Source organism: Porphyrobacter sp. TH134, from assembly GCF_002855495.1.
Classification (GTDB): Bacteria; Pseudomonadota; Alphaproteobacteria; order Sphingomonadales; family Sphingomonadaceae; genus Erythrobacter.
This window is the reverse complement of sequence record NZ_PKRO01000005.1, coordinates 96,696-121,580: the sequence shown is the minus strand read 5'-3', so window position 1 is coordinate 121,580 and position 24,885 is coordinate 96,696. Positions and strand designations below refer to the sequence as shown.

Sequence of the window (24,885 nt, the reverse complement as noted above, 5' to 3'; positions counted from 1 at the left end):
GCACACCTTCGCACCGCGCCTTACTGCCCGAGTGCGGCCCGCCCCGCTTCCTCTCTGGCGAATGCCCGCTGATAGGCGGGCCGCGCGGTCAGCCGGGCGCGGTACGCCTTGAGGCTGTCTGGTACGCCGTCATCCAGCCCGACATTCTGGGCCAGAATCAGCGCATAGCCGACGCAGATGTCGGCGACAGTGAACCGGTCCGCGCACAGGAACTCGCGGCTTTGCAGGCGCTGCTCCACCTTCACCAGTCGTTTGTGGAACCACTTGGCATAGGCCACCCCGGCCTCGGCCAGGCCCTTGTCCTTCTCGAAGATCGCAAAGCGCATATAGACCGTCTGCGGGAAGGTGATCGTGGCATCGGCGTGGTAGGTGTAGTCGAGATAGGCGCCATAATCGGGCTCACCCGGCGCGATGGCGAGCGCGGTGAAGCCGTCGCGTGTCGCCAGATAATGGGCGATAGCGCAGCTTTCCGTCAGGCGGGTTTCCCCGTCCAGCAGCAGCGGAACTGTGCCGAGCGGGTTCAGGGCCATGTATTCCGGCGCGAGATAGCGCGGTGGAAACGGGAGGATGTTGAGATCGATCTGGACCCCGGCTTCTTCCGCCGCCCAGGTCGCGCGAAGGCCGCGCGACCCCGCGCAAGTGTAAAGGACAGGTCTGGTCATCGGGGCAGACCTAGTGTGCCTTGTCTTCGCCCACACCCAGCACTTTGTGCAGGACAAAGGCGATGATGCTTCCCAGCACCAGCCCGACCACCGCCGAAAGCGACGTTTCCGTCAGCCACCCGAGCACACCGCCGGCAGAGCCCGTCATTTCGTGGACCGCGTGTTCGGCGGCATGGATTGGGTCATAGAGCCCGTCCCAGCCCAGCTTGTGCAAGCTGTCGACCACGATATGCCCGCCGACCCACAGCATGGCCACCGTGCCCACAATCGAAAGCGTCACCAGCAGCTTCGGCACAAAGCGCAGCAAGAACCGCCCGAACGCCTGCTTGGCCGCGTTGGCCTGCTTTGTGAGATAGAGCCCGATATCGTCGAGCTTCACGATCAATCCGACCGCGCCGTAAACCGCGACAGTGACCGCCACCGCCACCAGCGCCAGCACGGCCCCGCGCATCACCAGCGATTCCGTGGCAACCTCGGCCAGCGCAATCGCCATGATTTCGGCCGACAGGATGAAATCCGTACGGATCGCCCCGCCCACGCGCTCGTTCTCGAAAGCGACCGGATCGGTGATTTCATCTTCGAGCGTCTCACCGTGCTTGCCGAAGCCGAGCTTTTCCATGACCTTTTCCGCGCCCTCGTAAGCAAGGAACGACCCGCCCAGCAGCAGCAGCCAGACGATGGCCGCTGGCAGGAATTCGGACAGCAGCAGCGCAGCCGGCAGCAAAAACACGAGCTTGTTCTTGAGACTGCCCTTGGTGATCTTCCAGATGATCGGCAATTCGCGGGCTGGCGACAGGCCGGTGACGTAGCTTGGCGTTACGGCCGCATCGTCAATCACCACGCCTGCCGTTTTCGTCCCGGCGCGTCCGGCGGCAACCGCCACATCATCAATCGAAGCAGACGCTGCTTTGGCAATGACCGAAATGTCATCCAGTAGCGCAACGAGTCCTGACGGCATTTTTGACCCCCTGTGCGAATCACGCCCGGTGTGATCCCTCAAATATGAACATCGCGCCTGCCCGTCCTGTTCCCGCGCGGCAAGACTTGCAATTCGTCGCCAAAGCTGTAAGGGCCGCCGCTTCGCACGGGAACCGCCTGTGCGATGTATGGAAGAAAGCCGGAGGGGCCCTGCGCAAAGCGCGCAGACAAGCCAGCGATCGGCATGGAAGTGAAAGGACGCGAGATGGCTCTGTATGAGCACGTCTTTCTCGCGCGTCAGGATCTGAGCCAGGCTCAGGTTGACGCGTTGGCGGCGCAAGCTACCGAAATCGTAGAAGCAGGCAAGGGCAAGGTCACCAAGACCGAGACCTGGGGCCTGAAGTCGCTCGCCTACAAGATCGAGCGCAACCGCAAGGCGCATTTCGTGCTCCTCAACATCGAAGCCCCCGGCTCGGTCGTTGCTGAGCTTGAGCGTCAGACCCGTATCAACGAAGACATCATTCGTTACATGACCATCCGCGTGGACGCCCACGAAGAAGGCCCGAGCGTAATGATGCGCAAGAACGAGCGCGAGCGTAAGCGTCGCGACGCACGTGAGGAGCGCGACTGATGGCCCGCCCGTTTTTCCGCCGCCGCAAGTCCTGCCCGTTCGCGGCCAAGGATGCCCCCAAGATCGATTACAAGGACGTGCGCCTGCTGCAGGGCTTCATGTCCGAGCGTGGCAAGATCGTGCCTTCGCGCATCACCGCCGTTTCGGCGAAGAAGCAGCGCGAACTGGCCCAGGCGATCAAGCGCGCCCGCCAGATCGGCCTGCTGCCGTTCATCGTGAAGTAGGAGGACGAACCCATGCAAATCATTCTCCTGGAACGCATCGAGAAGCTCGGTTCGATCGGTGACGTCGTCACTGTGAAGGATGGCTACGCGCGCAACTTCCTGCTGCCGCAGAAGAAGGCCCTGCGTGCCAATGACGCCAACCGGAAGGTGTTTGACGCCAACCGTGAGCGTCTGGTCACCGAAAACGCCGAACGCCGTGCCGCTGCCGAAGCGCAGGGTGAAAAGGTTGCGGGCGCACAGGTGGTGCTGATCCGCGCCGCTTCGAACGCCGGTCAGCTTTATGGTTCGGTCAGCGTGCGCGACATCGTGTCGGGCCTGGCTGAACAGGGCCACCACGTTGACAAGCGCATGGTCATTCTCGGCGCGCCGATCAAGAACATCGGCATGCACGATGTCACCGTTGCCCTGCACCCCGAAGTGCGCGTCACTGTGAAGGCCAATGTTGCCCGTTCGGACGACGAAGCCAAGCTCCAGAGCGAAGGCGTCGACGTGCTGAAGGCGATGTTCGACGACGAACAGCGCGAGATCGAGGAACAGGCCGATGCCACCCGCATCGACACGGGCCTTGAGCCGGGTGAAATGCCGGCCGAACTGTTCGACGGCGACGACGACTAAGCTTGTTGCAGCCCGACTGACAGGGCGCAGATGCACCGTAAAAAGGGCGCGGGGGTCGAGAGACTTCCGCGCCCTTTTTGTAAACAGGGCCTTGCCACTGGCGGCGCTGTCGCGGAACAATAACAAGAAAGGAGCAGCATACCTGCCATGATCGACATCCCGACTATCCTCGCCCAGTTGCAGCAGCATTATGACGACGCCGTCCGGTGCTTGCGCGATGATGTTATCGCCTTTGGGCGCGACGGTACGCTTCCCCTCCCCACAAAGCGCACCGATGGCAGCTACGCTTATCCGCAAATCACCTTGCGTTATGCCGGTGTCGGCGCCCCGCGCGACCGCAGCCGGGCGTTTGGACGGCTGGAAATGCCGGGCACCTATACCACCACCGTCACGCGCCCCGATCGCTTCGCACAATACCTCACGGAACAGCTGCAACTGATTGCCGATGAATATGAAATAGAGGTTTCCGTCTCGCGCTCTTCGCAGGAAATCCCCTTTCCCTACGTGCTCGATGGCGAGGCAGGGGCAGCCATGGTGGGCATCTCGCCGCAGGATATCGCGGCGCATTTCCCGTCGACCGACCTTGCGCTGATCGGTGATGAACTGGCCGATGGGATCGAGATCGATGCCGCCAGTGATATTCCGCTGTCCCTGTTCGATGGACTTCGCACCGATTATTCGCTCGCCCGGCTGAAGCACTACACCGGCAGCGAGGTCAGCGATTTTCAGGACTTCATCCTGTTCACGAACTATCACCGCTATGTCGATGAATTCGTGAACTGGGGCGCGGCCCAGATCGGCAGGGATGGCTATGTCGCGCTGACCGGCGCGGCAGGGCTGGATATCCGCGAGCCGACCACCCACGCGCAGGACCAGCTGAACGACACCGCGTGGCGCCGTCACCAGATGCCGGCCTATCACCTGATCCGCGAGGACGGGCGCGGTATTACGCTGGTCAATATCGGCGTCGGCCCGTCCAATGCCAAGACGATCTGCGATCACCTCGCGGTGCTGCGCCCGCACGCCTGGCTGATGATCGGCCATTGCGGCGGTCTGCGCTCGACCCAGAAGATCGGCGATTTCGTGCTGGCCCACGCCTATCTGCGCGACGATCATGTGCTGGACTGCGTGCTGCCGCCCGAAGTGCCGATCCCGCCAATTGCCGAAGTGCAGCAGGCGATGGCGCTGGCGGCCGAGGAAGTCAGCGGCGTCCAAGGTGCCAACCTGAAACAGCGGATGCGCACCGGAACGGTTGTCACCACCGATGATCGCAACTGGGAACTGCGCTACTCCTCGTCAGCCAAGCGCTTCTCGCAGAGCCGTGCGATCGCCATCGACATGGAAAGCGCCACGATTGCAACGCAGGGCTATCGCTTCCGCGTGCCCTACGGCACGCTGCTGTGCGTGTCGGACAAGCCGCTGCACGGCGAGATCAAGCTGCCGGGCCAAGCCAACAAGTTCTACGAGGAAGCCATCGCGGCGCACTTGCAGATGGGGATTGTTGCCGTGGCACGGCTGCGGGATGAGGGCGACCGGTTGCACTCGCGGAAACTGCGCGCATTCAACGAGCCGCCATTTCGGTAGGGCGCCGTCAAGGCGGCCCTACCCCCGCCCCTTGGTCTTGGTCGCCCCGCCCTTGGCATTGGCCACGATGAAATCGATGATCTGCCCGGCAATATCCTTGCCGGTTGCGCTTTCGATACCCTCAAGGCCGGGGGAGGAATTGACCTCCATGATGACGGGGCCGTGATTGCTGCGCAGCATATCCACCCCGCACACGTTCAACCCCATGCGCTTGGCCGCGCGCACAGCGGTTGAGCGTTCTTCGGGGGTGATCTTGATTACCTGCGCGCTGCCGCCGCGGTGCAGGTTCGAACGGAATTCATCGGGCGCGCCGGTGCGCTTCATCGCGGCGACCACCTTGCCGCCCACGACCAGCGCGCGGATATCCGTCCCGCCGGCTTCCTTGATGAATTCCTGCACCAGAATGTTGACGTTGGCCCCGCGGAAGGCCTCGATCACCGATTTGGCGCTGCTCATCGTCTCGGCCAGCACCACGCCGATGCCTTGCGTCCCTTCGATCAGTTTGATGACGACCGGGGGGCCCTTGACCGCCTTGATGATCTCTTCTGCCTGCTTGGGATCATTGGCATAAGCCGTCAGCGGCAGGCCCAGCCCGTGCTTGGCGAGGATCTGAAGGCTCCGCAACTTGTCGCGGCTGCGGCCGATGGCGACACTTTCATTGAGCGACCAGATCCCGCGCATTTCGAACTGGCGCAGGATCGCAAGGCCATAATTGGTGATCGAGGCGCCGATGCGCGGGATCACCGCGTCATAGGCGGCAATCGGCGCGCCATTGTAGAACACCTCAGGCCGGTGGCTGGCGATATGCACCGTGCAGCGCAACGTGTTGAGAATGTCGAGCGTGTGGCCGCGCGCCTCGGCAGCCTCTTTCAGCCGCTGGTGCGAATAGAGGTTGGCGTTGCGCGCCAGCATCGCGATTTTCATGGAGACCCTTTCAAGACCGGCGCTTTACCGGCGGCCCGGCCCCATATCCGCATTCGCAGGCGATTGCAGCCACGAATGGCCGCTATCCACCACCATCCGCCGCCGCAGCGCCGTACGCCCGATCAGCATCGGGAATTGCATCTGAGACCGATCCGCCAGGCTGATTTCCGCCCGGAAGGTGAGATTACCGATGGAGAGCGGCGTCTTTATGACAAAGCGGGTCTGCTGGTCGCCGTTGCTGCTGGTGATGCCGCGCACATCGACATGCACGGCCTCGCAGGCATGGCGCACCCCGCCCCAGTCCACAGCAAAGCGCACGAACCGTTCGCCATTGCGCTCAAAATCCTCAAGCACATGGGCATGGAGCGAAGACGTGCGCGCGCCGGTGTCGATCTTGGCGGGGATGCGCTCAAGGCCGAGTTCGGGCAAGCTGACGAGTTCGCGCCAGCCGACCACAATTTGCGACCTGACGGGCTTCAAGGCTGGCGTGCCACCATCACGCAGGCTTCAGCCTCCGTGCCGCTTTGGGCGGGGTCTTGTTCAGGGCGTGGGAGACGCATCTTCGGCCATTTCCGCGGGCTCCTCATCCCCTTCGAACGCGACCTCATCGTAATCGCGGACGATATCGAGATAGCGTTGAAGAGCATTGAGGAATAGCGCGGGCGCGATACCAAAGTCGCGCGTCAAAATTGCCCATTGCATCACCGGATCGCCATTCTCGTCGCGCCAGACAGAGACATACTTGAATTTTTTATTGGCCTCGGCAATCGCGCTATCAGGCATCGGAGCCTTCCGGTTCCAGCTGGTCGAAAACACCAGTGTCTCGCAAAAATCCGGCACAGCATCCTGACAGTCAGTGAACTGGACCGAGACATCGCCATCGCGCGTTGTGACCTCGATCGCGGTCTCGCTATCCTCATCTTTCCGCGGCTTAAGCTTAGCATCATAGCCCGCCTGTTCGAGCACTGCGAGCACGCCGCGCGCATCGGTCGCCTTGACCAACGACAGGGGCTGGTCCTGCGCGTGAAGCGGCGGTGAAAGGCCAGCGCCGATGGTCAACGACGCCCCTACCAGAGCAATGCACATTGCCGAATTGCGGCGCTTTTTCATGACGCTACCCTCTCCTCACAAGGACGGCCCCTCGTAAGCGGACAAGGGCATCGCAGGCAAGCCTCTTGGCTGCGCGCCGGGAAAAGGAAGGTGCAAAATGCACTCTCCTTCCCCCCGCCTGCATCACCAGCCTGCCTTCTCGCCCTTGTTCTGTTTCTCAAGCCACTTCATCAGCGGAGCGAAATACTCGACCATCGCCGTGCCGTTCATCTGCCGGGTCCCGGTGAAGGTTTCCAGCGCGTCGGGCCAGGGCTTGGACGCGCCCATTTCCAGCATCGCGTTCAGCTTCGTGCCGACATCCTTGTTGCCGTAGAACGAGCAACGATGAAGCGGCCCCTTCCATCCCGCGGTGTCGCAGGCCGCCTTGTAGAACTGGAACTGCAACAGCCGCGCAAGGAAGTAGCGAGTGTAGCTGACATTGCCCGGAATATGATACTTCGCGCCGGCATCAAAGCCCGCCGGATCACGCTCGACCGGGGGAACAATGCCCTGATATTCTTGCCGCAGCGCGTTCCAGCCGGTGTTGGTGGCCGCTTCCGGGATCGAACCGTCGAACAGCCCCCAGCGATAGCGATCCAGCAGCAAGCCGAAGGGCAGGAACGCGACCTTGTCCATCGCCTGACGCAGCAGCAGGCCGATATCCTTGTCGGCGCTGGGCACCTGTTCCTTGGGCAGCATGTCGATCTGCACGAGGTATTCGGGCGTGATCGACAGCGCGATCATATCCCCGATAGCCTCGTGGAAACCGTCATTCGCGCCGTTCAGATGGAGCAGATCCTGCTTGTTATAGGCGCGCTGGTAGTAGTTGTGGCCAAGCTCGTGGTGGATCACCACGAAATCATCGGCGTTCTCCTTGATGCACATCTTGATGCGCAGATCATCGACATTGTCGAGGTTCCAGGCAGAGGCATGGCACACCACTTCGCGGTCAGCGGGTTTGGTGAACTGGCTACGCTCCCAGAAGGTTGCGGGCAGCGGATCAAAGCCCAGCGAGGAGAAAAACTGTTCGCCCACCTTGGTCATGCCGACCGCGTCGAGACCTTTCTTGGCGATCAGATCGGTCAGGTCATAGCCGATGTCGCCCGCGCCCGCAGGCGCGACCAGCGGATAGATATTGCCCCATTCCTGCGCCCACATATTGCCGAGCAGATCGGCGCGGATCGGGCCGGTGCGCGGCTGGACGGCGTCGCCATATTTGTCGTTCAGCTTGCCCCGGACATAGGTGTGGAGCGCCACATACAGCGGCTTCACCTCCTGCCACATCCGCTCCGTTTCGGCGGCGAATTGTTCGGGCGGCATGTCATAGCCCGAACGCCACATTGCGCCGAAATCGGCAAAGCCCAATTCCTTGGCGCCTTCATTGGCGAGCGCGGTCATGCGGGTGTAATCCTCCCGCATCGGCGCGCCGACATTGTCGTGCCAGCTCGCCCACATCTCCTTGTATTCGTCAGGCGTGCGTTCGAGATTGCCCATCTCGGCTTCGATGTCGCTGCCGTTGATCGGCTGGCCGTTCAGCGTGCCCTTGCCGCGCCCGTAGGCAGAACCAAGCCGCGTGGCGATGTCGTTGAGTTCCTGCGCCGCACCGGGACGCGAGGGCGCGGGCAGCGATATGCCGTTGCGCAGCATATCGAGCTTGCGCTTGGTCTCATCGTCCAGCCCCGCGATGCGGGCATAGCGCGCAGCTTCGGTTGCGTAGCCAACCTGCTTCACCGTCAATTCCGCGCCATATTTGGCCGCGAGCGTATCGGTATCGTGATTGATGTAAGTCGCATTGATCCACGAGACATGGGCATATTCCACCCCGAAGGCCGCAAAATCGGCTTCAACCTTGGCGATCCAGGCGCGCGCGTCCTCAGGCGTCAATGCGGCATCAGCGGTGGCCGGCGCAGCGGCATCCTGCGCGGCAAGCGGCGCAGCAGCGGCAATGGCAATCGCAGCGGCTGCGCTTTTCAGGAAAGGGCGCAGCAAGGGGGCGGCAAGTTTCATGCGTCAAGGTTCCCGTCAGTCGTGTGACAATGCCACAGGGTGTGGACGCCCCGGACGCGGGAATCAAGCCGTCAGGAAATCCGTGATCGCGATGCCAAGCTCTGGCTTGGTGACGCTGTTCATATGGGTACCTGGCACTGCGATGTAACGCGCATCGGGAAGCAGCGCGGCAAGTTCCTCTGCCGAGCCATTATCATGGTCCTCATCGCCGCAGATCAGGGCTGTGGACATTGTAATGTTGGCGAGCGCGGCAAGATCGAAATCGTCCATCGCATCAAGCAGCAGGCGAGCAGCGACACGGTCGACGCCTTGCGATTTCAGAAAGGTGCGCGCGGTGTAAGCCGGATCGCCCGGCTTGATCGTGTCGAATTCGTCGATCACGCGCTTGAAGTGGTCCGCGCGCCGCGCCCATCCGGCAAGCCCGGCCACACCCATCCCGCAGATCGCCAGACGGCGCGGCGCAAGAATGGCGTGAGCAACCGCGTGGATCGCCGTGCGCGCGCCCAGTGAAAAGCCCACCAGATCGAACGCACCGGGCTCCAGTGCCAAATGGTCGGCGAGCGCCGCCACATCGCGCACCAGCACGCCAGCAGGATAGGCGGCGGCGCCATGCGGGGCGTCGCTTTGCCCATGCACCCGGAAGTCGAGCATGACCGCCTGAAAGCCGGCCGCCGCCAGCCGGGCGCCATGACCCCACTTGATCCAGTTCATTTGCGCGGAGGAAAACAACCCGTGCAACAGCAGCACCGGCGGTCCTTCGCCCTCGACATGATAGGCCAGCCGGGCGCCATCAAAGCTGGAGAAATATTCAGTCTGACTGGTCATGACCGGTTCAACGGAAGAAGCACTGCGTCCCCGCGTAAAGCATCTCGACCTTGTCACCGGTGATGAACCCGCCGATCTTGTCGCCCAGCGCAAATTCCTCACCCAGCGTGCTGCCTTCGACCTTGGCGAACCCGGTTGCGGCCTCGGCGACCCCGCGGGCCGATCCGACCTGCACCTCGCCCGGCAGCTTCACGGTGCCGGTGGGCGCCGCATCGCCATCTTGCACGCCGTGCCAGTTCCAGCCGACCAGACGATTCTGCTGGAAATGCACGGTCAGCCCGCCGGCAAAATCAGTAAAGGTGATCCGTCCGGCGCCGCATTCGGGATTTTCGCCCGAGCGGAGCGAAGCCCCCAGCGCCTTGGCCAGCGCGGCTTCGACCTCGGCCTGCCCGGCTGCATAATAAAACGATTCGGCACCGGCAGACAGACCATCGCCGCGCAGTTCAACGGTGTTGGCCGCAACCGTGCTTTGCGCCGCCTCACCTTGCTGCCGCTCGGCAGGGCTCGGCACTTCGCCGCTGTCACATCCCGCCAAAGCCACGGCGCCTGCGATTGCAAGATAGGCCATCCGCATGTGTCTTACCCCTTCTTCAGATGCCGCCGTCCGAGCAGTTCTGCAATCTGCACCGCGTTCAACGCCGCACCCTTGCGCAGATTGTCCGAGACGCACCACAAGGTGATGCCGTTCTCGACCGTCGGATCTTCGCGCACGCGGCTGACGAAGGTTGCAGCATCGCCCACGCATTCGACGGGCGTGATATATCCGCCGTCTTCGCGCTTATCGATCAGCATGACGCCGGGGGCTTCGCGTAGGATATCCATAGCTTGCTCGGCCGAGATTTCGTTCTCGAACTCGATGTTCACCGCTTCGGAATGGCCCACGAACACCGGCACGCGCACGCAGGTGGCGTTCAGTTTGATCTTGGGATCGAGGATCTTCTTGGTCTCGACCACCATCTTCCATTCTTCCTTGGTCGAACCATCATCAAGGAAGCTATCGATGTGCGGGATCACGTTGAAGGCGATCTGCTTGGTGAACTTCGACGGTTCGACCGGATCACCGACGAAGATCGCGCGGCTCTGCTGGAACAGCTCGTCCATGCCCGCCTTGCCCGCGCCGGAAACCGACTGGTAGGTCGACACGACCACGCGCTTGATCGTGGCAAAATCATGCAGGGGCTTCAGCGCCACCACCAGCTGCGCGGTCGAGCAGTTGGGGTTGGCGATGATGTTGCGCGCGGTGTAGCCGTCAATCGCATCCGGGTTCACCTCCGGCACGATCAGCGGCACATCGGGGTCCATACGATAGAGCGACGAGTTGTCGATAACGATGCAACCAGCCGCTGCCGCCTTGGGGGCATATTCCTTGGCCGGGCCGGAGCCTGCCGCGAACAGCGCGATGTCCCATCCGGCCCAATCGAAATGTTCGATATTCTTGCACTTGAGCATCTTGCCGGTATCGCCAAATTCGACCTCGGTGCCGACCGAGCGGCTGGAAGCGACCGCAGCCACCTCGTCACACGGAAACTCGCGCTCGGCGAGAACCTGCATCATCTCGCGCCCGACATTGCCGGTCGCGCCGACCACTGCCACCCGGTAACCCATACAAACTCCTGACGATCAACTCGGCCTTCCCGTCACCCTGAACTTGTTTCAGGGTCCATCGCGCCTCTCGTGCGGACGCTCTATGGTGCGGGATGGATGCTGAAACAAGTTCAGCATGACGAATAGCTATGTTTTGCGTGCAACCTACTCCGGCGGTGTCACCCCGTGGGCCGCAAGGAAGCGCATGATGCTGTTCCAAACATGCGGCCCGATCTTTTCGCCCGACACGCGGTGGGTGTAGCCGGGGTAGAGCATCATCTCGAACGGCGTGTTGCTTTCCTGGAGCACACTGATGAGTTCCGACGAGTTTTCGAACACCACATTGTCGTCGGCCATGCCGTGGATCAGCAGCAGGGGATCAGCGATCTTCGTCGCCTCGGGAATGGCGCTGGCCTTTTCATAAGCCTCCGGCACCTCGCGCGGGTCGCCCATGTAGCGTTCGGTGTAGTGGGTGTCGTAAAGCTCCCACCGCGTCACCGGCGCGCCGGAGATACCGGCTGCATAAAGGCCGGGGTCCGCCTCAAGCTGCTTCAGCGTCATGTATCCGCCATAGGACCAGCCATAGGTCGCGATCTTGGCGGGATCGACGAAATCGAGGCTTTTGAGGAACTGTGCGCCCGCCTTCTGGTCGCGCACCTCGGCCCCGCCCATCGCACGGTAGAGCGGTTGCTCAAAATCTACGCCCCGGTTGGCCGAGCCGCGATTGTCGAGCACGAAGTAGATATAGCCCTTGTCGACAATCGCCTGCGCCAGTGCGCCGCCCCAGCCCTTGGTCACCATCTGCGGACCCGGTCCGCCATAGTGACTGAAGAACACAGGATAGCGCTTGCCCGGCTCCATCTTGGGCTTGAGCATCATCCAGTGCAGCGGCGTGCCGTCCTCGGCGGCAATGGTGCCGAATTCGGGCGCGGTGTGGCTTCCAAGGAACGGCGCATAGGGGTGATCGCCCGCTATCGCGTTTTCCTCGATCCAGGCGACCTGCTTGCCATCGGGTGTGGCAAGGTATGACTGTGGCGGCTGGCTGGGGGACGAGCGCGTCACGTAAAGCAACTTGCCTGCCCCATCCATGCTGGCCCCGTTGGTAAAGGCGGGATCGGTCAGCAACTCAGGCTCCCCTGTCCCGTCCAGCCGGGCGCGGTAGATCTGCTGGGTGAGCACATCTGCTGTGGCCTGATAGGTGAAGGTGCCTGCGGCCTCGTCCACCCCGACCAGTGTGGTCGTGGGCGACGTGCCGCGGGTGAGCTGTTGCCACTGTCCTTTGGCATAAAGGTAAAAGTGGCCGTAGCCGTCCCGCTCCGACCACCACAGTAAGCCGCCATCCTTGAGGAAGCGGTAGTTATCCGAAAGGTTCACCCAGTAATCGGGCCGCGCAGCCGTTTCGGTGAACACAATACGCGAGGCACCCGTGGCGGGATCGACCACGAGCATATCAATCTTGGTCTGCGCGCGGTCCTGCCGCTGGACATAGATCGCGCTGCCATCGGGCGCCCAATCGACGCGGGCGACATAGATATCGAGATCAAAGCCGAGATCGACCTTCACACTTCCGGTGCCATCGGGGTTCATCACGAAGAGCTCGACCACCGCATTATCGGTGCCCGCTGCCGGGTAGCGCTGATCGAACACCTTGGTGCCCTTCGCACCGATGGCCGCGCGGGTGACAACACCGACGCTCGCCTCGTCAGTGCGCTGGACGACGATGCGGCTGTCGTCGGGCGACCACCAATAGCCCTGAAGCCGCGCCATTTCCTCCTGCGCGACAAATTCAGCCTCACCCCAGCGGATCGTATCCGCCTCGCGGGCGGGCGTCACAGGCTGCGCTTCCCCGCCAACCGGGCCGACCCACAGCCGCCGATCACGAACAAAGCTGACAAAACTGCCCTTGCTCGACAGTTTGGGGTTGAGTTCCGTGCCCTCCGTGTCGGTCAGCCGGGTGACTGTGCCATCGAGCTTGGCGAGGAACAGATCGCCATCCAGCGGCACCAGCACGCCGCTGCCATCGCTGGCCCATTGGTAGGCGATGATCCCTTTCAGGCCCGCCACCCGCGCGCGTTCGCGCTGCATCTTCTCGTCTTCGGACAGGACACGCCCGCTGCCCAGCTTCTCCGAATCCACCAGCATCCGCCATTCGCGGGTGTCGATGTCATAACCCCACAGGTCATACCGCTCGCGGTCGTCGGCACGGTTACGCAGCAAGGTGAGGTAGCGGCCATCGGGCGACAACTTCACCTGACGCGGCGCGGGGCCATCAAGGCTGGGGCTGGCGAAGACGCGTTCGAAGGTGAGCGTGGAGGCGGCCTCAGGCATCGCCGCGTCCTGCGCTAACAGCGGCGTGGTAAGGCAGGTCGAAACACTCAAGGCAACCGCAGCAAGAACCGAACGCATCCAAAGCTCACCTCGTCATTGCGAGCCGCCACAAGGCGGCGCGGCAATCCATCGAATCCGGACGCTGGATTGGTTGGCCTTCGGCCTGCTTCGCGTCCATCGTTGACGCTCCTCGCAATGACGAGGGAGAATGGCAAGTGCCCCAACGCAAAAGGGCGGCCCCGTGGAGCCGCCCTTCGCAATTTCGGTGGCTGGAAAGCCTTACGCCTTGGGGGCGCTCATCTTGCGCTCGACGATACGTGCGCTCTTGCCGGTGCGGCCGCGCAGGTAATAGAGCTTGGCGCGGCGCACCACGCCGCGGCGGACCACGGTGATGCTCTCGACGATCGGCGAGTAGAGCGGGAAAACGCGCTCGACGCCTTCGCCAAAGCTCATCTTGCGCACGGTGAAGTTCGAACCCATACCGCGGTTCGAGCGGGCGATCACAACGCCTTCATAGGCCTGAATACGCTCGCGGTTACCTTCCTTCACCTTCACGCCGACGCGGACGGTGTCGCCTGCGCGGAATTCGGGAATGTCCTTGCCGGACTTGGCGATTTCTTCGGCTTCAATCTGCTGGATCAGGTTCACTGGTCCGGTTCCTTGTCTTTTCGCCGCGCGCCAGAGGCAGGCTGGACCCGAGCGCCCTCATGGCGCTCCCACAAGTCCGGCCTGCGTGACCGAGTGTCTTCCTCGCTCCTTGCCTTGCGCCAAGCAGCGATTTTCGCATGATCCCCCGATCGCAGCACTTCGGGGATCGTGCGCCCTTCCCATTCCTGAGGTCGGGTATAGTGCGGGTATTCAAGGAGGCCGTTTTCGTACGACTCCTCCTCCCCGCTGGAAGTCGCGCCCATTACGCCGGGAAGTAGCCGAATGCAAGCGTCTAGGATGGTGAGCGCGGCCATCTCGCCGCCGGACAAGACGATATCGGCGAGACTGACCTGTTCAATCTCAGGCCGGGCCTCGAACAGGCGTTCGTCGAACCCCTCGAACCGTCCGCACAGGATGATGACGCCGGGGCCCTGCGCGAGTTCGCGGATGCGGGCCTGGGTGATGGGTTTCCCGCGCGGAGTCATGGCGAGAATGGGGCGCCGATCCTCCCCTGCAAGGGGAGGGGGACCATTCAAGGCCTTGGCCGCAGGATGGTGGAGGGGCGAGCCACCGCGATCCGAGCTGTTGTCCATCGGATCGCGGAGGCTCGCCCCTCCACCAGCTGCGCTGGTCCCCCTCCCCGTTCCGGGGAGGATTACGCTATCAAGCGCCCGCGCCAGCACATCGCACTTCAAGACCATCCCCGCCCCGCCGCCCGCAGGCGTGTCATCGACCGTGCGGTGCTTGTCGGTGGCAAAGTCGCGGATCTGCACCGTCTCGCAGGCCCACTTGGCCTCGGCCAGCGCGCGCCCCGCGATCGAGTGCCCGAGCGGCCCGGGGAACATCTCCGGGTAGAGCGTGAGGATGGTGGCGGCGAAGGTCATTGGCGGCGCAGGAACGACCAGACGGCTTTCCAGAACTTCGCTTCGAGCACCATCAGCTTCGCAATCCATTCCGGCATCGCAAACTCGCGTTCAAGCGTCTTGGCGTCGGCATTGTGGCGATAGACCGCGCCGATCACCTTCCACATGATCCATCCCTCGAATGCCATGATGCCAACCATCGCAACCTTCCGCACCGCCGAAAGCTCGCCGATGATGAATTGATTGGGCTCAGGGACGATAAAGCTTGAAACGAACAGGCCAATCCCGGCGATCCCGAGGCAGCGCAGCATCCGCGCCTTGCGGGTAAGTTCGCTGCTGAATGCAGTCAGATAAAGCAGCGGCATGAAGATGCACAGATCAAACAGCGCCACCCACTCACTGCGGGGATATGCGGCCCAGTCGAGAGTCCGGGCAACGGACCATTCGACCGCAACGGCCAGCGGCAGCGCGACCAGGACAAACCATTTTTCGCGCGGTTTGCTTATCCTCAGTTCCATCGGACGCCCTCCTTGGCGCTTGTATCCACCGTCAGCGCAAACACATCGGGACGCGCATAATGGCCGTCGGTGTCGAGGTTAGCCAGCCCCTCGGCCACTTCAGCAAGGTCGAGTTCCGCGAGCAAATTCTCCTCCCCCTCGCCCGCCTGCGCGATTACGCGGGTGTCTGGCGCGGCGATCAGGGACCCGCCGCGATTAAGCACCTCGCCGGAAATCGCCTCCAGCAATTCGCGCGCCGCGCCGAGAGTCCTTGTTGCGCTACCGCCTTCGGCTACTTGAACGCGGCCAACCCGCTCCAGCCCATCGAACAGGTCGTCGCGCGTCTGTACCAGCCCTGCCGCCAGCACGAAGCAACGTCCCTCCATCGCATAGTGGCGCGAGGCGATCGCGTGGCTCTCGCGCACCGTCGGCCAGGCGGCGATATGAACGTCCTCGCCGAGGTTGTGCATCGCCGCGCGGGCGAGCGGCATCCAGTGCTCCCAGCAGATCAGCGTGCCGAGCCGGCCCCACTCGGCCTGATGCACGCCCAGCGTCGAGCCATCGCCGCGCGCCCAGATCAGGCGCTCGCCGTGCGTCGGCACCAGCTTGCGGTGATCGAGCACCGGCAGGCCGGGCCGGAAGGTCAGCTGGTTGTTGACGAGGCTGCGCCGCACCCGTTCATGCGCGCCGATGGAAATGATCGCCCCGCTCGCGTCGGCCAATTCCTGCAAGGGCAGCAGCCGCTTATCATTGGCGACCACGGCCTGTTCGAGCATGATTGCATGGAGCGCCCGCGTGCCGGGGTGGTCCCACAGCGCAGCGCCGGGCGCCTCATCCAGCCACAAGGGATAGCCGCCCAGAAAGGTCTCGCCAAAGGCCACCACCCGCGCGCCGCTCTCCACAGCAGTCCGTGCGAGGCGAAAGGCCTTGTCGATCCCCGCCTGAAAATCGAGCGGGATCGGGGCAGCTTGGACAACAGCGACGGTTAGCTTCGACATCCCCGCCGCTTACGCCGGGACGTCAGCCTCCGCAACCGCCGCAGCCGCCACCATCGCCCCCGCCATCACCGTCGCTGCTTTCGGCGCTGCCGCCGTCGCCGCCCCCGCTTTGCCGGCGCAGTGCGTGGACCGGCTCCCAAGGCGTGCCGACGAGCACACCGGTGCCAAACAGCGCCACAGCGGTTGCCACCTCTTCAGGGCGCGGGGCGGCCGAAAGACGTGCGGCCCGCGCCCTCAAGCCCTGAACAGCCGCGATCCCCTCACGCGTGCGGCGATCCACCTTCAGGAAGCGCAGCAATGCCAGCACCGCGGTCAACACCATCAGGATCACCAGAAAACCGGTGGCCTCGCCCAAAGCGCTGCCCATCCGCTGGCGGTAGAGGCCGATCAGCAGCAGCACACAAAACGGCGCAATCGATAGCCAGCGCAATTGGGCGTATTCATCAGGACGCAGCAACAGCCCGCTACGACGCAACCTTGCGGTCACCCGCTCTGCATGGAGGCCCACCGCCCGGCTGGCCGCGCCCGCCGAGATTGGCGCGCCGGACGCCAGCAGTGCCTTGCCCGCCGGGCTGGCCGGAAGACCGGGCCGCACCACTTCAAGCCTGCCTGCGCCCACTGCTGCCAATCCCCCGCGCACAAACAGATCAGCCAGTAGCGAATCGGCAAGCCGCTCGCGTCCGCCGCCCAGCATCGCCAGATCCTCGGCATCAAGCGATTGGCTGGTGCGGCCAGCAGGGCGAAGCTGCGCAGGTATCCACCACCCTGCCACGGCACTCAGCACCAGCAGCATGATGTAAAACTGCAAGAAATCGCTGCCCGTCCAGGACGAGAACAGCTCCATCACACAATCCTTCCCGCAAGCCAGCCTATCATGAAGACGGTCAGGCCCAGCGCCAGCGCGACCCGGCGTGTGAGGAAGATACCATCGGAAAAGTTAACACGCACTGCTTTGGGGTCGAGGTAAAAGCGGCGATGCGCATCCGGCCAGATGGTGATAGGGGGCGCGCGGCCAAAAGCGGCCTCGTAGGCGGCCAGAGTGGCCGCGTATTGATGGTAGAACCGGTCGCGTTCGGCCGCGCCGCCTTTGGTCGGACCATGGTGCAAGTCGGCACGCAGCACGTGCGGGCAAAAGCTCTGCCAATAATCGCTGCTATAGGTGAGATGCAGGTGCCACGCCTGATCGACCGCATCGGATGGGGTCATCTCGTGGCCCGCCGTGATGGCGAGGTAGCAGAAGCGTTTATACTCGCCGATTACCGCTTCGGCATGGGCGAGGCTCCAGCGATTCTCGCGGGCGAGCCGGGCAGCAAAAGTCAGGGTTGCATCAGGCGGCCCGATGTCATGGGCCGCAAGGCGGTGCCAGAGTTCGCGGTGGGCTGGGCTCACGCCCTAATCTTCGGCGAAACCCGCCGCGATCACAAGCCGAAGTTCATCCCATTCGATCACGGCTGTGGGGATCATCGGGACCATAAAGGTCTTGGGGCCCTTTTCGGGCACAGGCACGCGCGTGATTTCGATGATATCGGTCGCGCCAAAATTCTCGATGGCGAGCACTGTGCCGACCGACTCACCCGCATCGGTGACAACGGGCAGACCCAGCAAATCGGCGTGATAGAACTCACCTTCAGCCAGAGGGGGCAAGGCCTCACGCGGAACGGTGAGCGCTGTGCCGCGCAAGCGTTCGGCATCGCCGCGGCTGGAGCTTTCAGCAAGCCGTGCAATCGCGCCGCCCTTGCCATCATCGCGCAATTTGACGAGCGTCAACGCGCCATCATTGAAGCTTTTGTGCTTGGCCAGCATCGCTACGCCCTCGCCAAACAGCTTCAGGCGCACCTCGCCCGCCACCCCGTGCGCGCCGATGATGGCGGCAAGGGTGACGGGTTTGGTCATATCAGCTTAGCCTTCGGCCTGTTCTTCGCCGGCAGCTTCGTCAGCGGCCGGAGCTTCTTCAGCGGCAGCTTCTTCAGCGGCGGGCGCTTCTTCGGCGACCGGGGCAGCCGCAGCAGCCTTGGCCTCTTCTTCAGCAGCGCGCGCGGCTTCCTCGGCTTCGGCGATCTTGGCGGCACGCTCTTCAGCACGCTCCTTGGCCTTTTCGCCCGGCTCACCCTTCTTGGGGTTCACGCGTGCCGCACGCTCCTTGATACCGGCGGCATCGAGGAAGCGGGCGACGCGGTCGGTCGGCTGCGCGCCGACGCCGAGCCAGTAGCGGGCACGGTCTTCGGTGATCTTCACGCGCTCGGCCGAATCCTTGGCGAGCAGCGGGTTATAGGTGCCGATCTGCTCAAGATACTTGCCGTCGCGCGGGCTGCGGCTGTTGGCAACGACGATGCGGTAATAGGGACGCTTCTTGGCGCCGCCGCGCGAAAGCCGGATGGAAATGGACATGGAATGCTACCTTTCGATTGAATGTGAATTATTGAATTGAAATGATTGAACTGAAATTATTTCTTGCCGCGCGGAGGGCCGCCGAGGCCGGGCAAACTGCCCATACCGCCCATGCCTCCTGAACCGCCAAGTCCGGGGAAGCCACCGGCGCCGCCCATCCCGGGCATTCCGCCCATCGGGCCGCCAGCACCGCCGCCGCCGAACATGGCCGCCAGCCCCTTGAGGCCGCCCATCTTCTTGATCTGCTTCATCGCGCGGGCCATTTCCTGGTGCATCTTGAGCACCTTGTTGACCGTCTGCACATCGGTCCCGCTGCCTGCTGCGACGCGCTTCTTGCGCTTGGCGTTCATCAGATCGGGGTTGGCGCGTTCCTTCGCCGTCATCGAGGAGATGATCGCCTCCATGTGGACGAGCACTTTGTCGTCCATGCCCGAATTGGCCATCGCGGCCTTGGCCTTCTTCATGCCCGGCATCATGCCCGCCAGCATCCCGAGGCCGCCCATATTGCGCATCTGCTTCAATTGCATGGCCAGATCGTCGAGATCGAACTTGCCCTTTTCGAGGTTGCGGGCGAGCTTTTCCGCATCCTCTTCCTTGATCGTCGCCGCCGCCTTTTCGACGAGGCTGACGACATCGCCCATGCCGAGGATGCGGTCAGCTACGCTGCCGGGGCGGAACGGCTCGATCGCGTCGAGCTTTTCGCCGGTGCCGGCAAACTTGATCGGCTTGCCGGTGACCGCGCGCATCGAAAGCGCGGCGCCGCCGCGGGCATCGCCATCCATGCGGGTCAGCACCACGCCGGTCAGCGGCACTTCATTGCTGAAGTTCTGCGCGACGTTGACCGCGTCTTGCCCGGTCAGGCTGTCGACCACGAGCAGCACTTCGGTGGGGGCCGACACGCTAGCGACAGCCTTCATTTCGGCCATCAGCGCGTCGTCGACATGCAGACGGCCGGCGGTGTCGAGCAACAGCACGTCAAAATTCTGCAAGCGCGCCGCTTCCATCGCGCGCCGCGCAATATCGACCGGCTGCTGGCCCGCAACGATCGGCAGCGTTGCCACGTCGACCTGCTGCCCGAGTACCGCCAGCTGCTCCTGCGCTGCCGGACGGTTAACGTCGAGCGACGCCATCAGCGCCTTCTTGCCGTGACGTTCGCGGATCAGTTTGGCGAGTTTGGCGGTGGTGGTCGTCTTGCCCGAGCCTTGCAGGCCGACCATCATGATCACAACCGGCGGCCTGGCATCAAAGCGGAGGCCTTCAACCTCCATCCCGCCCAGCGTTTCCACCAGCTCGTCATGGACGATCTTGATGACCATCTGGCCGGGCGTGACCGACTTCAGGACATCCTGACCGATCGCCTTCTCAGTAACAGCGTCGATGAAGCGGCGGGCAACCGGAAGCGCAACGTCGGCTTCGAGCAGCGCGACCCGGACTTCACGCATCGCATCGCGCACGTCCTGCTCACGCAGCGCGCCGCGGCCCTTGAGCTTGTCAAAGACCCCGCCAAGACGGTCGGACAGCGTGTCGAACATCGCCAACTTCTCCACCCGGACACCGCAGTGCCCGAAAAATGCGAAAAACGCCGGCGGACGAAACCTCGTCGGCCAGCGTTGCGGAAGGTGCTCCCTGAGGGATGCGTACCTTTCGACTTTGATCAGGATGACTGGTGGAGCCTAGCGGGATCGAACCGCTGACCTCAACACTGCCAGTGTTGCGCTCTCCCAGCTGAGCTAAGGCCCCGAACCAGTCATCATGCTAGCAAGGCGTTGCACCCTGCTTGCGGGATGCGGCCATTAGTAGGGCCGCCCCCGGCTTGCAAGCGAAAAAAATCAGGATTCGTCGTCGTTGTCATCGCCCGAGGTCGCAACGCCGAGGTCGTCGTCGCCGCCAAGGTCAACGTCATTGTCGGGCGAATCGCCGTCCTCGTCGATGTCCTCGATGTCTTCCAGATCGTCGATGTCGTCATCGCCGCCCAGATCGGCATCGGCATCGACATCGACCTTCTTCTGGACTTCTTCAAACGGGATCGGCTGCTTCGATTTGAGCACCGGCTCAGGCGACCAGGTATTGCCGCACTCGATGCAAGTCACCGGGTCTTCCTTGCCCAGATCGTAGAACCGGGTTGCGCAATTGGGGCAGGTACGCTTGGTACCCCATTCGGGCTTCGCCATCTTTATTCCTCAAATCAGGTGGGGCCTTTACCAGTGGCGGCCCGCACAGCTGCAAAAATCGTGGGTGGATTGGTCAGAAAAGTGGGTTCCGGCAAGCTCTTTATCAAGGGCTCGGCGGCGTCGCGCGGCGCGCCTTGCCAGAAGCGCGGGGCGCTGTCAAAGACCGCCGCGTTATGACCAGCCATACCTTTGCACCGTCAGGCCCGCTGTCCGGCACAATCCGCGTGCCGGGCGACAAGTCCATCAGCCACCGGGCGCTGATGTTTGCCGGGCTCGCTGTGGGCCGCAGCCACATCACCGGCTTGCTGGAAGGCGAGGACGTGCTGGCCACGGCCGCCGCCATGCGGGCCTTCGGAGCGCAGGTCGCGCGCGGGGCCGATGGCATCTGGACGGTCGATGGCGCCGGGGTCGGCAGCCTGCTGGAGCCGCGCCAGGCGCTCGACATGGGCAATTCCGGCACCTCGACCAGGCTGTTGATGGGCCTTGTTGCCAGCCATGCCATCACGGCGACCTTTACTGGCGATGCCAGCCTGTCAGGCCGCCCGATGAAACGCGTGATCGATCCGCTGGCCATGATGGGCGCTTCGTTCGAGGCGTCTGCCGGCGGCACCCTCCCCCTGATGCTGCGCGGCGCAAGCCCTGCGGTGCCGATCACGTATCGGCTGCCGGTGGCCAGCGCGCAGGTCAAAAGCGCGGTGTTGCTGGCCGGCCTCAATACCCCAGGCATCACCCGCGTCATCGAGCCCGTCCCCACCCGCGATCATACCGAGCGGATGCTGACCGGCTTTGGCGCCAAGCTGGAGGTGGGCGAGGAGAACGGCGAAACCGTGATCGCGATCCACGGAGAGGCGGACCTGCGCCCCATGGACGTGGTGGTGCCCGGTGATCCCTCCTCTGCCGCGTTTTTCATGGTTGCGGCCAGCATTGTACCGGGAAGCGATCTCACGATCCTCAACGTCGGCCTCAACCCGACCCGCGCCGGATTGCTGGCAGTGCTGCGCCAGATGGGCGCGGATATCGAAGAGGTGAACCCCCGCGAAGTCGGCGGCGAACCCGTGGCAGACCTGCGCGTTCGTTATGCGGCGCTGACCGGCATCGACGTCGATCCGGCCATTGCACCTGCCATGATCGACGAGTTTCCGGTGCTGTTCGTTGCCGCCGCGCTGGCCAAGGGCACCACCCGAACCACGGGGCTTGAGGAACTTCGCGTCAAGGAAAGTGACCGCCTCGCCGCGATGGCCGCCGCGCTACAAATGGCAGGCGCGCGGGTAGAGGAGCACGAAGATGGCCTCACGATCCACGGCACTGGCGGCGAACCGCTGCGCGGGACGCCGGCAAGCGCGCATGTCGCCACCCGGCTCGATCACCGCATCGCGATGAGCATGGCGGTGGCCGGCCTTGTCAGCGGCGGCGGCGTGAGCGTTGACGATACCACGCCGATCAACACCAGCTTCCCCACCTTCATGGGTCTGTTGCAAGAGGCAGCGGCGTGAACGCACCTTTCGACTGGGCCAGCATGGTCGGTCTGGCCGGCACGGCCTGCATCATCGGCGCCTATGCCTATCTGACGCTGGCGCGCGCGACCAACCCCTTCCTGCTCCACGGCACCAACCTGATGGGTGCAGCTTTGCTGACTGTGTCCTTGATCTACCACACCAACTGGGCAAGCCTTGTGCTCGAAGGTTTCTGGGCGTTGATCGCCATCTTCGGGCTGGTTCGTGCCTGGCGCGCCCGGGCCTTGCGGGGAGACGTGGGATGATATTCAAACTGCTGGCCGCCGCTGCATTGGCCGCACTTCCTGCTGCCGCACAGGCGCAGGACGTCGCCCTCCCCACCGATCCCGCCGCTGACTGGTCGGTGGCAACCTCGGAACACCGCGTGGCTGTCGAAGGCGGCAAGGTGTGGGTGCGGGTCAATGGCACCATCGGCCAAGGGGCGGCCCCTGTCATCATCATCCACGGCGGCCCGGGCGGCACGCATGTGAACTTCGGCGGCCTGCTTAGCCTCGCCGACACGCGGCCGGTTATCCTCTATGACCAGCTCGACAGCGGCATGTCCGACCGGCCCGAGAACCCTGCCAACTGGCGGCCTGAACGTTTTGTTGCAGAACTGGAGGCGATCCGCCGCGCATTGGGCGTAGAGCGCTGGCATGTGATCGGCCATAGCTGGGGATCGGCGCTCGCGCTGGAATATGCCGCCTCCTACCCCGAGCATACCGCCTCTGCCGTGCTGAGCGGCACTTACCTGTCGACGTCGCACTGGATCACCGGCACCAACCTGCTGATCCGGGAGCTGCCCGATGATATCGCCGCCACGATCCGCGCCTGCGAAGGCCGGAATTCGCCTGAGCCCGCGGTATGCGAACCTGCCACCGCGGCCTTCTACGCCGCCTATAATGGCCGCGCCGATCGCCCCGCCCCGTCGCCGCAAGCGCTCGCATATCGGGCACGCTATGGCGGCAAGGGGTTCAACGAGACGGTTTACCTCACCATGTGGGGACCAACCGAATTCCGCGCCTCGGGCTCGCTGGCCAGCTATGATGCCACAGAATTGCTGCACCGGGTGGACGGCAACCGGATCCTGTTCGTGGTCGGCCAGTATGACGAAGCACGGATTGATACCGTGCAGGATTTCCTCGCACTGACGCCGGGCGCGGAACTGGCGGTGGTGCCGGGCGGCAGTCATGCCTTCATCAGCGAACGCCCGGACGTCTCCGAAGCGATCTACCGCGACTGGATGGCCCGCATCGATGCGCGAGGACAAACCGAATGATCATCGCTGTCGATGGCCCGACCGCATCGGGCAAAGGCACCATCGCCAAAGCGCTCGCCGCGCGCTTTGGCCTGCCGCATCTGGATACCGGCCTGTTATACCGTGCGGTGGGGCGGCAGGTGCAGGTCAACGGCGGCAATCCCGACGATCCGCACGACGCGCTGGCGGCCTGCGAATTTCCCGATAGCTTGCTGGCCGAGGATATCTTGCGGTCCGAGGACGTGGGCGGCTTTGCAAGCCGCGTGTCGGTTCATCCCGCCGTTCGCCGCGCGCTGTATGAACGCCAGCGCACTTTTGCGACGCAAGCGAGCGGCGCCGTGCTCGACGGGCGTGATATTGGCACGGTGATCGCGCCCGAGGCGGAAGTGAAGCTGTTTGTCACCGCCAGCGTGGCCGAACGCGCACGGCGCCGCTGGCTGGAGATGACGGCCCGCGGGATCGACGTCCCCCTCGCCGAAATCGAGCGTGACATTGCCGCCCGCGACGCGCGCGACATGAGCCGCGCCGACGCCCCACTGCTGGCAGCCTCCGATGCGCTGATCCTCGACACCACGCATTTCAACCGCGATGCGGCGATTGAGGCCGCCATCGAGGCCGTGCTCACGGCAACGGGCGGATCGGGGGCGCAGCCCGCAGCACAGACATTGCGCATCAGGCCCTATGACGACAGCCTCGCGCCAGATTTCCGCGATATCAATGCCGAGTGGATTGCGGCAATGTTTGCACTGGAACCCACAGACCTCGATGTGCTGGAAAACCCGCGCGAACGCATCATCGCGCCGGGCGGCGATATCCTGTTCATCGAAGCCCCCGATCTCGGCATCATCGGCACCTGCGCCCTGCAACGCACCGGGCCCGGTAGCTTTGAACTGACCAAGATGGGCGTGCGCGAGGCGGCGCGCGGGATGAAGGCCGGGGAACGCCTGCTGGAAGCCGTCATCGCGCGGGCCCAAGTCCTTGGCGCAGAGAAGCTTTACCTGCTGACCAACCACAAATGCGCCGCCGCCATCCACCTGTATCGCAAGCTGGGCTTCGAACATGATGCAGCGATCATGGCTGAACATGGGGCACGCTATCAGCGCTGCGATGTGGCCATGCGCTATCACCCGCCCGGCACCCGCCCTCCGGCCTAGGCGGGCCTGCCCCATTATCCTTGC

General features: G+C 63.6%; 28 protein-coding genes and 1 tRNA gene. 8 read left to right on the top strand and 21 right to left on the bottom strand.

Annotated elements, in window-relative coordinates:
- Positions 1 to 20: 20 nt before the first annotated feature.
- Entirely contained in the window at positions 21 to 662 is a 642-nt protein-coding gene (locus C0V72_RS04135; RefSeq protein ID WP_101791951.1) for a glutathione S-transferase family protein, read from the bottom strand.
- A gap of 10 nt (positions 663 to 672) precedes the next feature.
- Positions 673 to 1,620, bottom strand: a complete 948-nt coding sequence (locus C0V72_RS04130; protein ID WP_101791950.1) for a DUF808 domain-containing protein — start codon at positions 1,618 to 1,620, stop codon at positions 673 to 675.
- 225 nt (positions 1,621 to 1,845) lie between these two features.
- Between C0V72_RS04130 and rpsF the strand changes: the two genes are divergently transcribed.
- The 4 genes from rpsF (at position 1,846) to C0V72_RS04110 (ending at position 4,634) form a co-directional block, all read left to right on the top strand.
- The gene (rpsF, locus tag C0V72_RS04125) at positions 1,846 to 2,211 is read left to right on the top strand and encodes a 30S ribosomal protein S6 (RefSeq protein WP_101791949.1); all 366 of its coding nucleotides are present in this window, start codon (positions 1,846 to 1,848) and stop codon (positions 2,209 to 2,211) included.
- A complete protein-coding gene (gene rpsR / locus C0V72_RS04120; RefSeq protein WP_017665523.1) occupies positions 2,211 to 2,435 on the top strand; it encodes a 30S ribosomal protein S18 in 225 nt (74 codons plus the stop codon). The genes rpsF and rpsR overlap by 1 nt, the downstream gene beginning before the upstream one ends.
- A gap of 12 nt (positions 2,436 to 2,447) precedes the next feature.
- Entirely contained in the window at positions 2,448 to 3,050 is a 603-nt protein-coding gene (gene rplI / locus C0V72_RS04115) for a 50S ribosomal protein L9 (RefSeq protein ID WP_101791948.1), read from the top strand.
- 147 nt (positions 3,051 to 3,197) lie between these two features.
- On the top strand, positions 3,198 to 4,634 hold the full coding sequence (locus tag C0V72_RS04110) for an AMP nucleosidase (RefSeq protein ID WP_101791947.1): 1,437 nt from the start codon (positions 3,198 to 3,200) through the stop codon (positions 4,632 to 4,634).
- 18 nt (positions 4,635 to 4,652) lie between these two features.
- On the opposite strand, the gene rimK is transcribed toward C0V72_RS04110, so the two are convergent.
- The 19 genes from rimK to C0V72_RS04015 form a co-directional block, all read right to left on the bottom strand.
- Positions 4,653 to 5,558 carry a 30S ribosomal protein S6--L-glutamate ligase gene (rimK, locus tag C0V72_RS04105; protein WP_101791946.1) on the bottom strand — a complete coding sequence of 302 codons (906 nt, stop codon included), beginning with the start codon at positions 5,556 to 5,558 and terminating at the stop codon, positions 4,653 to 4,655.
- Between the two features lie 24 nt (positions 5,559 to 5,582).
- On the bottom strand, positions 5,583 to 6,038 hold the full coding sequence (locus C0V72_RS04100) for an ATP-dependent zinc protease family protein (RefSeq protein WP_101791945.1): 456 nt from the start codon (positions 6,036 to 6,038) through the stop codon (positions 5,583 to 5,585).
- A 60-nt stretch (positions 6,039 to 6,098) separates the two neighbouring features.
- Complete coding sequence (locus C0V72_RS04095) at positions 6,099 to 6,668, bottom strand: YbjN domain-containing protein (protein WP_101791944.1); 570 nt, start codon at positions 6,666 to 6,668, stop codon at positions 6,099 to 6,101.
- A gap of 123 nt (positions 6,669 to 6,791) precedes the next feature.
- The gene (locus C0V72_RS04090) at positions 6,792 to 8,654 is read right to left on the bottom strand and encodes a M2 family metallopeptidase (protein ID WP_101791943.1); all 1,863 of its coding nucleotides are present in this window, start codon (positions 8,652 to 8,654) and stop codon (positions 6,792 to 6,794) included.
- Between the two features lie 63 nt (positions 8,655 to 8,717).
- Positions 8,718 to 9,479 (bottom strand): alpha/beta fold hydrolase, encoded by a 762-nt coding sequence (locus C0V72_RS04085; protein ID WP_101791942.1) that lies wholly within the window; start codon positions 9,477 to 9,479, stop codon positions 8,718 to 8,720.
- A gap of 7 nt (positions 9,480 to 9,486) precedes the next feature.
- Positions 9,487 to 10,047, bottom strand: coding sequence for an aspartate-semialdehyde dehydrogenase (locus C0V72_RS04080; protein ID WP_233999769.1), 561 nt, complete (start codon positions 10,045 to 10,047; stop codon positions 9,487 to 9,489).
- Between the two features lie 11 nt (positions 10,048 to 10,058).
- Complete coding sequence (locus tag C0V72_RS04075) at positions 10,059 to 11,084, bottom strand: aspartate-semialdehyde dehydrogenase (RefSeq protein WP_101791940.1); 1,026 nt, start codon at positions 11,082 to 11,084, stop codon at positions 10,059 to 10,061.
- Positions 11,085 to 11,228: 144 nt separating this feature from the next.
- A complete protein-coding gene (locus C0V72_RS04070) occupies positions 11,229 to 13,469 on the bottom strand; it encodes a S9 family peptidase (protein ID WP_101791939.1) in 2,241 nt (746 codons plus the stop codon).
- 201 nt (positions 13,470 to 13,670) lie between these two features.
- Entirely contained in the window at positions 13,671 to 14,039 is a 369-nt protein-coding gene (gene rplS / locus C0V72_RS04065; RefSeq protein WP_101791938.1) for a 50S ribosomal protein L19, read from the bottom strand.
- Complete coding sequence (gene trmD / locus C0V72_RS04060; RefSeq protein ID WP_101791937.1) at positions 14,036 to 14,923, bottom strand: tRNA (guanosine(37)-N1)-methyltransferase TrmD; 888 nt, start codon at positions 14,921 to 14,923, stop codon at positions 14,036 to 14,038. Before trmD ends, rplS begins: the two co-directional genes overlap by 4 nt.
- Positions 14,920 to 15,420 (bottom strand): hypothetical protein, encoded by a 501-nt coding sequence (locus C0V72_RS04055; protein ID WP_101791936.1) that lies wholly within the window; start codon positions 15,418 to 15,420, stop codon positions 14,920 to 14,922. Before C0V72_RS04055 ends, trmD begins: the two co-directional genes overlap by 4 nt.
- A complete protein-coding gene (locus C0V72_RS04050; protein WP_101791935.1) occupies positions 15,411 to 16,397 on the bottom strand; it encodes a carbon-nitrogen hydrolase family protein in 987 nt (328 codons plus the stop codon). The genes C0V72_RS04055 and C0V72_RS04050 overlap by 10 nt, the downstream gene beginning before the upstream one ends.
- Before the next feature lie 22 nt (positions 16,398 to 16,419).
- Positions 16,420 to 17,241, bottom strand: coding sequence for a TIGR04222 domain-containing membrane protein (locus tag C0V72_RS04045; protein WP_101791934.1), 822 nt, complete (start codon positions 17,239 to 17,241; stop codon positions 16,420 to 16,422).
- Entirely contained in the window at positions 17,241 to 17,786 is a 546-nt protein-coding gene (locus tag C0V72_RS04040) for a glycine-rich domain-containing protein (protein ID WP_101791933.1), read from the bottom strand. Before C0V72_RS04040 ends, C0V72_RS04045 begins: the two co-directional genes overlap by 1 nt.
- Positions 17,787 to 17,789: 3 nt before the next feature.
- Positions 17,790 to 18,290 (bottom strand): ribosome maturation factor RimM, encoded by a 501-nt coding sequence (gene rimM, locus C0V72_RS04035; protein WP_101791932.1) that lies wholly within the window; start codon positions 18,288 to 18,290, stop codon positions 17,790 to 17,792.
- A 6-nt stretch (positions 18,291 to 18,296) separates the two neighbouring features.
- Entirely contained in the window at positions 18,297 to 18,785 is a 489-nt protein-coding gene (gene rpsP, locus C0V72_RS04030) for a 30S ribosomal protein S16 (RefSeq protein ID WP_101791931.1), read from the bottom strand.
- 56 nt (positions 18,786 to 18,841) lie between these two features.
- On the bottom strand, positions 18,842 to 20,317 hold the full coding sequence (gene ffh / locus C0V72_RS04025; RefSeq protein ID WP_101791980.1) for a signal recognition particle protein: 1,476 nt from the start codon (positions 20,315 to 20,317) through the stop codon (positions 18,842 to 18,844).
- A gap of 132 nt (positions 20,318 to 20,449) precedes the next feature.
- Positions 20,450 to 20,525: transfer RNA gene (locus C0V72_RS04020), tRNA-Ala, on the bottom strand.
- 89 nt (positions 20,526 to 20,614) lie between these two features.
- Positions 20,615 to 20,956, bottom strand: a complete 342-nt coding sequence (locus tag C0V72_RS04015; protein WP_101791930.1) for a TIGR02300 family protein — start codon at positions 20,954 to 20,956, stop codon at positions 20,615 to 20,617.
- A 173-nt stretch (positions 20,957 to 21,129) separates the two neighbouring features.
- Here C0V72_RS04015 and aroA point away from each other — a divergent pair, with 173 nt between their 5' ends.
- Genes aroA through C0V72_RS16765 form a run of 4 tightly spaced genes read left to right on the top strand, consistent with a single transcriptional unit; the run spans position 21,130 to position 24,861 of the window.
- Positions 21,130 to 22,449: a 3-phosphoshikimate 1-carboxyvinyltransferase gene (gene aroA, locus C0V72_RS04010; protein ID WP_101791979.1), complete on the top strand. Its 1,320-nt coding sequence runs from the start codon at positions 21,130 to 21,132 to the stop codon at positions 22,447 to 22,449.
- A complete protein-coding gene (locus tag C0V72_RS04005) occupies positions 22,446 to 22,715 on the top strand; it encodes a CBU_0592 family membrane protein (protein ID WP_442792550.1) in 270 nt (89 codons plus the stop codon). Before aroA ends, C0V72_RS04005 begins: the two co-directional genes overlap by 4 nt.
- Positions 22,712 to 23,728 carry a proline iminopeptidase-family hydrolase gene (locus tag C0V72_RS04000; RefSeq protein ID WP_101791928.1) on the top strand — a complete coding sequence of 339 codons (1,017 nt, stop codon included), beginning with the start codon at positions 22,712 to 22,714 and terminating at the stop codon, positions 23,726 to 23,728. The genes C0V72_RS04005 and C0V72_RS04000 overlap by 4 nt, the downstream gene beginning before the upstream one ends.
- On the top strand, positions 23,725 to 24,861 hold the full coding sequence (locus C0V72_RS16765; RefSeq protein ID WP_324761513.1) for a GNAT family N-acetyltransferase: 1,137 nt from the start codon (positions 23,725 to 23,727) through the stop codon (positions 24,859 to 24,861). The genes C0V72_RS04000 and C0V72_RS16765 overlap by 4 nt, the downstream gene beginning before the upstream one ends.
- The last annotated feature ends 24 nt before the right edge of the window (positions 24,862 to 24,885 follow it).

Bases quoted from the DNA above. Each gene is read 5' to 3' on its own strand.
- rpsF (WP_101791949.1), top strand. From the start codon at position 1,846: ATGGCTCTGTATGAGCACGTCTTTCTCGCGCGTCAGGATCTGAGCCAG.
- C0V72_RS04055 (WP_101791936.1), bottom strand. From the start codon at position 15,420: ATGGAACTGAGGATAAGCAAACCGCGCGAAAAATGGTTTGTCCTGGTC.
- rpsP (WP_101791931.1), bottom strand. From the start codon at position 18,785: ATGTCCATTTCCATCCGGCTTTCGCGCGGCGGCGCCAAGAAGCGTCCC.
- C0V72_RS04050 (WP_101791935.1), bottom strand. From the start codon at position 16,397: ATGTCGAAGCTAACCGTCGCTGTTGTCCAAGCTGCCCCGATCCCGCTC.
- trmD (WP_101791937.1), bottom strand. From the start codon at position 14,923: ATGACCTTCGCCGCCACCATCCTCACGCTCTACCCGGAGATGTTCCCC.
- C0V72_RS04070 (WP_101791939.1), bottom strand. From the start codon at position 13,469: ATGCGTTCGGTTCTTGCTGCGGTTGCCTTGAGTGTTTCGACCTGCCTT.
- C0V72_RS04095 (WP_101791944.1), bottom strand. From the start codon at position 6,668: ATGAAAAAGCGCCGCAATTCGGCAATGTGCATTGCTCTGGTAGGGGCG.
- C0V72_RS16765 (WP_324761513.1), top strand. From the start codon at position 23,725: ATGATCATCGCTGTCGATGGCCCGACCGCATCGGGCAAAGGCACCATC.
- C0V72_RS04000 (WP_101791928.1), top strand. From the start codon at position 22,712: ATGATATTCAAACTGCTGGCCGCCGCTGCATTGGCCGCACTTCCTGCT.
- aroA (WP_101791979.1), top strand. From the start codon at position 21,130: ATGACCAGCCATACCTTTGCACCGTCAGGCCCGCTGTCCGGCACAATC.
- C0V72_RS04085 (WP_101791942.1), bottom strand. From the start codon at position 9,479: ATGACCAGTCAGACTGAATATTTCTCCAGCTTTGATGGCGCCCGGCTG.
- C0V72_RS04090 (WP_101791943.1), bottom strand. From the start codon at position 8,654: ATGAAACTTGCCGCCCCCTTGCTGCGCCCTTTCCTGAAAAGCGCAGCC.
- rimM (WP_101791932.1), bottom strand. From the start codon at position 18,290: ATGACCAAACCCGTCACCCTTGCCGCCATCATCGGCGCGCACGGGGTG.
- C0V72_RS04080 (WP_233999769.1), bottom strand. From the start codon at position 10,047: ATGGCCTATCTTGCAATCGCAGGCGCCGTGGCTTTGGCGGGATGTGAC.
- ffh (WP_101791980.1), bottom strand. From the start codon at position 20,317: ATGTTCGACACGCTGTCCGACCGTCTTGGCGGGGTCTTTGACAAGCTC.
- C0V72_RS04110 (WP_101791947.1), top strand. From the start codon at position 3,198: ATGATCGACATCCCGACTATCCTCGCCCAGTTGCAGCAGCATTATGAC.
- C0V72_RS04135 (WP_101791951.1), bottom strand. From the start codon at position 662: ATGACCAGACCTGTCCTTTACACTTGCGCGGGGTCGCGCGGCCTTCGC.
- rimK (WP_101791946.1), bottom strand. From the start codon at position 5,558: ATGAAAATCGCGATGCTGGCGCGCAACGCCAACCTCTATTCGCACCAG.
- C0V72_RS04075 (WP_101791940.1), bottom strand. From the start codon at position 11,084: ATGGGTTACCGGGTGGCAGTGGTCGGCGCGACCGGCAATGTCGGGCGC.
- C0V72_RS04130 (WP_101791950.1), bottom strand. From the start codon at position 1,620: ATGCCGTCAGGACTCGTTGCGCTACTGGATGACATTTCGGTCATTGCC.
- C0V72_RS04045 (WP_101791934.1), bottom strand. From the start codon at position 17,241: ATGGAGCTGTTCTCGTCCTGGACGGGCAGCGATTTCTTGCAGTTTTAC.
- rplI (WP_101791948.1), top strand. From the start codon at position 2,448: ATGCAAATCATTCTCCTGGAACGCATCGAGAAGCTCGGTTCGATCGGT.
- rpsR (WP_017665523.1), top strand. From the start codon at position 2,211: ATGGCCCGCCCGTTTTTCCGCCGCCGCAAGTCCTGCCCGTTCGCGGCC.
- C0V72_RS04015 (WP_101791930.1), bottom strand. From the start codon at position 20,956: ATGGCGAAGCCCGAATGGGGTACCAAGCGTACCTGCCCCAATTGCGCA.